General features: G+C 60.8%; 7 protein-coding genes. All 7 read left to right on the plus strand.

Annotated features, from left to right (window positions below; translation table 11 throughout):
* Nucleotides 1-7 precede the first annotated feature (7 nt).
* Nucleotides 8-868 (plus strand): flagellar motor stator protein MotA, encoded by an 861-nt coding sequence (gene motA, locus AC07RZ_RS21710; protein ID WP_494669541.1) that lies wholly within the window; start codon nt 8-10, stop codon nt 866-868.
* 27 nt (nt 869-895) lie between these two features.
* Nucleotides 896-1,810, plus strand: a complete 915-nt coding sequence (gene motB, locus AC07RZ_RS21715) for a flagellar motor protein MotB (protein WP_494669542.1) — start codon at nt 896-898, stop codon at nt 1,808-1,810.
* Nucleotides 1,811-1,822: 12 nt separating this feature from the next.
* Entirely contained in the window at nt 1,823-2,194 is a 372-nt protein-coding gene (locus AC07RZ_RS21720) for a response regulator (RefSeq protein ID WP_494669543.1), read from the plus strand.
* A 47-nt stretch (nt 2,195-2,241) separates the two neighbouring features.
* Nucleotides 2,242-4,254 carry a chemotaxis protein CheA gene (cheA, locus tag AC07RZ_RS21725; protein ID WP_494669544.1) on the plus strand — a complete coding sequence of 671 codons (2,013 nt, stop codon included), beginning with the start codon at nt 2,242-2,244 and terminating at the stop codon, nt 4,252-4,254.
* 55 nt (nt 4,255-4,309) lie between these two features.
* Entirely contained in the window at nt 4,310-4,810 is a 501-nt protein-coding gene (locus tag AC07RZ_RS21730) for a chemotaxis protein CheW (RefSeq protein ID WP_144742221.1), read from the plus strand.
* Between the two features lie 36 nt (nt 4,811-4,846).
* Nucleotides 4,847-5,299, plus strand: coding sequence for a transposase (locus tag AC07RZ_RS21735; protein WP_494669545.1), 453 nt, complete (start codon nt 4,847-4,849; stop codon nt 5,297-5,299).
* 157 nt (nt 5,300-5,456) lie between these two features.
* On the plus strand, nt 5,457-6,085 hold a 629-nt coding region (locus AC07RZ_RS21740; RefSeq protein ID WP_494669546.1), incomplete at its 3' end, for a S8 family serine peptidase.

Raw genomic sequence — 6,085 nt, forward strand, 5'->3', positions numbered from 1 at the left:
ATCAAAAGTGCTAGTTTTTGTTGGCTATATCGTTGTCATAGCTTCTGTGTTTGGCGGTTATGCCATGATGGGCGGCCACCTCGGCGTGTTGTTCCAGCCGGTCGAATTGCTGATGATCGGCGGCGCCGGAGTCGGCGCCTTTGTGGTCGGCAACGATGGCAAGGCCATCATGGCCACCGTCAGGGAGCTGCCGAAACTGCTGCGCAGTTCCAAGCACGACAAGGCCCTGTACATGGAGCTGATGGCCTTGCTCTACGTGTTGCTGGCGAAAGCGCGCAAGGACGGCATGCTGGCGCTGGAAGCGGATATCGACGACCCTTTGAACAGCCCCGTCTTCGCCCCGTATCCGCTGGTGCAGCACGATCCGCGCGTGATCGAATTCCTCACTGACTACCTGCGGCTGATCGTCAGCGGCAACATGGACGCATTTGAAATCGAATCGCTGATGGACCACGAGATAGAAACCTACAAGCACGAGGCCGAGGTGCCGGCGCACAGCCTGGCCAAGGTCGGCGACGCCTTGCCGGCGTTCGGCATCGTGGCGGCGGTGATGGGCGTGGTGCATGCGCTGGCATCGGCCAACCTGCCGCCGTCGGAAATGGGCGAACTGATTGCGCATGCGATGGTAGGCACTTTCCTGGGGATCTTGCTGGCTTATGGATTCGTGTCGCCGCTGGCGACCCTGATCGAACACCAGGTTGCGGAATCGGTAAAGGTGTACCAGTGCATCAAGGTCACTTTGCTGGCCAATCTGAACGGCTATGCGCCGCAGCTGGCGGTGGAATTCGGCCGCAAGGTGCTGTACTCGACCGAACGCCCATCGTTCACGGAGCTGGATGACCATGTGCGCCAAGTCAAAAGCCGCTAGCGCCTGCCGGCCCGGTGCGGAGGCCGCATGAGCAAGCTCAAGCAGCGCATTGTCGTCAAGCGGATAAGCGCCGCCAAGCACCAGGCGCATGGCGGCAGCTGGAAGATCGCCTACGCCGATTTCATGACGGCGATGATGGCTTTTTTCCTGGTGATGTGGCTGCTGTCGATTTCTTCTCCCAAGCAAAGGGAAGGAATCGCGGAGTATTTCAAGATGCCGCTCAAGGTCGCCATCAGCGGCGGTGAAAAAAGCAGCACCAGCAGCAGCGTGATTCCCGGCGGCGGCACCGATTTTACCCAGGTCGACGGCGACGACAAGCGCAGCAACCCGGATAGCGCCGATGCCGACCGGCTGAAGCAGCTGAAGAAACGGCTGGAGCAGGTGATCGATGCGAATCCGGTGCTCAAGCAGTTCCGGCCGCAGCTGCTGATCGACATCACCAGCGAAGGATTGCGGATCCAGATCGTAGATAACCGCAACCGGCCGATGTTCGATCTTTCCAGCGCCAAGGTGCAGCCGTACATGAGCACCATCCTGCACGAGATCGGGCCGGTGCTCAATGAATTGCCGAACAAGATCACCCTGGCCGGACACACCGATGCAACGCCTTATGTGCCCGGTTCGAAGTCTTACAGCAACTGGGAGCTGTCGGCCGACAGGGCGAATGCATCGCGGCGCGAACTGGTCAGCGGCGGCATGACGGAACAAAAGGTGCTGCGCGTGATGGGCGTGGCGTCGACCATGGATTTGAACAAGGCCGACCCGCTCGATCCAATCAACCGCCGCATCAGCATCGTGGTGCTGAACCGGCGCGCGCAGGCGCAGATCGAACAGGAAAACAGCAGCGGCAGCAACGCCGGCCTCAAGCTCGACGGACAGAAGGACAGCGCCGGCCAGCTGCGGGACAGCGCGCCCAAGCCTGCTGCCGCAGCCCAGCCATGACACAGGAGCCATATGACGACTAGGACAATACTGGTGGTGGATGACTCGGCGGTCATGCGCAAGCTGATTGCAGCAGCCTTGGCCGAGGGCGACTACCAGGTCCTGCTGGCGGCGGACGGCACGGCTGCGATGCTGCATGCCCGGACGGCGGCGGTCGACCTGGTGCTGACCGACTGGAACATGCCGGCGATGGGCGGCCACCAGCTGATTCGCGAACTGCGGCAGCTGGAAAACCATGCCGAGACGCCGATCCTGGTGCTGACCACCGAAGCCAGCGACGCCGAAAAAGCCGGCGCGCGCGCAGCAGGCGCCAGCGGCTGGCTGAGAAAGCCGATAGAACCTGCAACCTTGCTCGAAGTGGTCGCCAGCATGCTGGCCGAATAGCGATAAGCCGGACAATCAAAGAACGCAGTAAGGAGATCACAAACGATATGGATATCACCGAGTTTTACCAGACCTTCTTTGAAGAAGCGGATGAACTGCTGGCCGAAATGGAACAGTTGCTGCTGGGGCTCGACATGGACGCGCCCGACAGCGAGCACCTGAACGCCATATTCCGCGCCGCGCATTCGATCAAGGGCGGCGCAGCTACCTTCGGGTTTGTCGCGCTGACCGACACCACGCATCTCTTGGAAAATTTACTGGACCGTGCCCGTCATCAGGAAATACGACTGCGCAAGGAAATGATCGATGCCTTTTTGGAAACCAAAGACGTGCTACAAGAACAGATAAGTGCTTACCGGGCCGGCGCCGAGCCCGATCCCGACATGGTCGCGCGGATTTGCGCGGTGCTGCAACAGCTGGCGCAGGAGGAAAGCGCCGGCGCCAAGCCTGCGGCGCCTGCGCCAGTAGCGGTGGCGGCGGCAGTGCCGGCGCCGGCTGCCGCTGCCGCCGGCAACGCGCAGCTGCGCGTACGTTTTTCCCGGATATCCGAGAGCGACCGCAAGCTGCTGAGCGCGGAGCTGGAAAACCTGGGAACCGTGGCGGCGCAGACGCAAAGCGAGGACAGCCTGACCCTGTGGCTGGAAACCAGCTGCGAGGCGGACGACATCATCGCCGTGTGCTGTTTCATCATCGACATCGACCAGATCGACATCACGCAGGAAGCGGCAACGCCGGCGCTGCCGGCAGCCGAACCGCTTCCGGCTGAGCCGCCAGAACCGGCGCCGGCGAAGGTGATTGCCATCACGGCAGCCACGGCGCCGCCGAAGGCTGCAACCGCTGCTACCGTTGCAGCAGCGCCTGCAGCTGCCAAGGAATCCAGTTCGATCCGCGTCGACGTGGAAAAGGTCGACCAGATCATCAACCTGGTGGGAGAACTGGTGATCACCCAGTCGATGCTGGCGCAGACCGCGGCGACGCTGGATCCGGTGCTGCATGAGCGCCTGCTGAACGGCATGGGGCAGCTCGAACGCAACGCGCGCGACCTGCAGGAATCGGTCATGTCGATCCGCATGATGCAGATGGATTACGTATTCAGCCGTTTCCCGCGCCTGGTCAGGGACTTGACCGACAAGCTCGGCAAGCAGGTGCAGCTGGTGACTTTCGGCAAGGCCACGGAACTGGACAAGAGCCTGATCGAACGCATCATCGATCCCTTGACCCACCTGGCGCGCAACAGCCTGGACCATGGCATCGAACAGCCGGAGCAGCGCATCGCCGCCGGCAAGGATCCGGTCGGCGAGCTGCTGTTGTCGGCCCAGCACCAGGGCGGCAATATCGTGATCGAAGTCAGCGACGACGGCGCCGGCTTGAACCGCGAAAAGATCCTGGCAAAGGCGATCCAGCAAGGGATGGCGATCAGCGACACGATCAGCGACGACGAAGTCTGGCAATTGATCTTTGCGCCGGGATTCTCCACCGCTGAAAAAATTACCGATGTCTCGGGACGCGGCGTCGGCATGGACGTGGTCAAGCGCAACATCCAGGAGATGGGCGGCCATGTCGAAATCGCATCGCGCCAGGGCAACGGCACCACCACCAAGATCGTATTGCCGCTGACGCTGGCGATCCTGGACGGCATGTCGGTCAAGGTCGGCAATGAAGTCTACATCCTGCCTCTGAATTACGTGATCGAATCCTTGCAGCCGCGTGCTGAAGACATCCATTCCGTGAGCAATGAAGAACAGGTGCTGCACGTGCGCGGCGAATATTTGCCGCTGACCGAATTGCACCGGGTATTCAGCGTCGCCGACGCCCGCACCGATCCGACCCAAGGCATCGTGGTGATCTTGCACGGCGAGGGAAAACGCTTCGCCTTGCTGGTGGACCAGCTGGTCGGGCAGCACCAGGTGGTGGTGAAGAACCTGGAAACCAATTACCGCAAGGTCGCGGGCATTTCCGCCGCCACCATCCTTGGCGACGGCAGCGTTGCCCTGATCGTCGATGTCGCAGCGCTGCAGCGCGCCGGCCGCGAGAAGGCGCCGTTGCTGGCAGCGGCCTGAAGCATGGCGCCGGCCGGCGCCTGGCAAGAAATTTTGAAAGGATAGAGAAAATCAAATGGTCAACGATCACAATAAAATCCTGGCAGGGCAGGATGAGTCGGAAGGACAGAAATTCCTGGTGTTCACGCTTGGCAGCGAAGAATATGGAATCGACATATTGAAAGTGCAGGAAATCCGTGATTACGAAGCCGTGACGCGGATTGCCCATGCGCCGGAATTCATCAAGGGCGTGACCAACCTGCGCGGCATCATCGTGCCTATCGTCGACCTGCGCATCAAGTTCCGCCTTGAAAACATCCAGTACAACCACCAGACCGTCGTGATCATCTTGAATATCGCCGAGCGTGTGGTCGGCATATTGGTGGACGGCGTATCCGATGTGCTGACGTTGAGCCGCGACGAAATCAAGCCGCCGCCTGAATTCGGGGCGGCGCTGTCGGCGGAGTATCTCAGCGGCCTGGGCACGGTGGAACAGCGCATGCTGATCCTGATCGATATAGAAAAACTCATGTGCAGCGCGGACATGGCTTTGTTTGACAACGCTGAACTTGCCTGAGGCAACGGCGAAATAGGCAAAGACAGGAAATCAAAGATGAAACTTCTAGACAGCCAATGGCAGAAACTGGAGCCTCTGTTGATCGGCAAGCAAGGCGATCCCGGCGCCAAGGGCCGGGACAACCGCTTGTTTATCGATGCCGTGCTTTGGATCATCAGCAGTAAATCCATCTGGCGCAGCCTGCCTGCCGAATTCGGCAAATGGAATACTACTTACATGCGTTTCCGGCGCTGGAACGAGTGCGACGTCTGGCGCCAGCTGGAGCAAGACATGTACGACGATCCGCTGCTGAAATCGATGTTCCACGAGATCGTTGAATACGGCGACCGGCAGACCGGGCGCATCAGGCAAAGGCTGGCGCGGCGCGCCAATAAAGTGGTTTACAACTCATCGCTGGGCAAGGGCGGCGGCGCCAGGAAAAATTCGCCGGGCGTGGATGAATCGACTTCGCACTGGGTCGGCCTGGTGATGCGAGGCTTGCCTGTTTGACCGACGCTGGAATGCGTTATTTTTTGAGATGAAAATGTAGGAAGACAGCTCCGACAAACTCGCGATTTGCCGTTCAAGAAAGCCAGGCGACGTCCGTTAATACAGTAAACGGATGGCCTGCCTGGCCAATGATTGAAGCAAATATTCTGAGGATGTCATGAACAAGGAACTGTCTGCCGGATATTCATTGTCGGTGATCGCCATGGCCGTGTCGGTCATGGTTTCAGGCTGCGGTGGGGGAGGCGGCGGCAGCAGCAACGCTAATCCGCCGGCGCCCGCGGTGCCGACCACCCCGCCTCCCGCAACTGACAACAACGGCAATGCGATAACGCCGCCGACAGTGGCGCCGCCAGCCATGCTGGACGTACTCGACCCCAGCAACGCCAAGGCCGCCCACGCGCAAGGCATGACCGGCGCCGGCGTCATGGTGGGCGTGGTCGATACCGATTTCGATGTCAGCGATCCCCAATTGGCCGGCCGCATCAGCAAGACCGTCTACAGCAGCGGTGGCGCCAACGGCAACATGCACGGCGCCGAAGTGGCGCAGGCCTTGGCCGGCAGCACCCTGGGGATCGCCCCCGGCGTATTCGTGCAGGCCGCGGCCGCCGGCACCACCGGCAACAGCCTGCTGCTCAACAGCCAGATCTACCAGGACCTGTTCGCCAAGGGCGTGCGCATCTTCAACCAGTCCAACGGCATCAGCGCCACTGGCGCCTCGGTGGCCCAGGCGCTGGCCCTGTACAACCTGTACCACCCTTATGTGGCCCAGAAAGGGCTGTTCGTCTG

The organism is Collimonas sp. GW821-FHT07E08 (genome assembly GCF_059418905.1).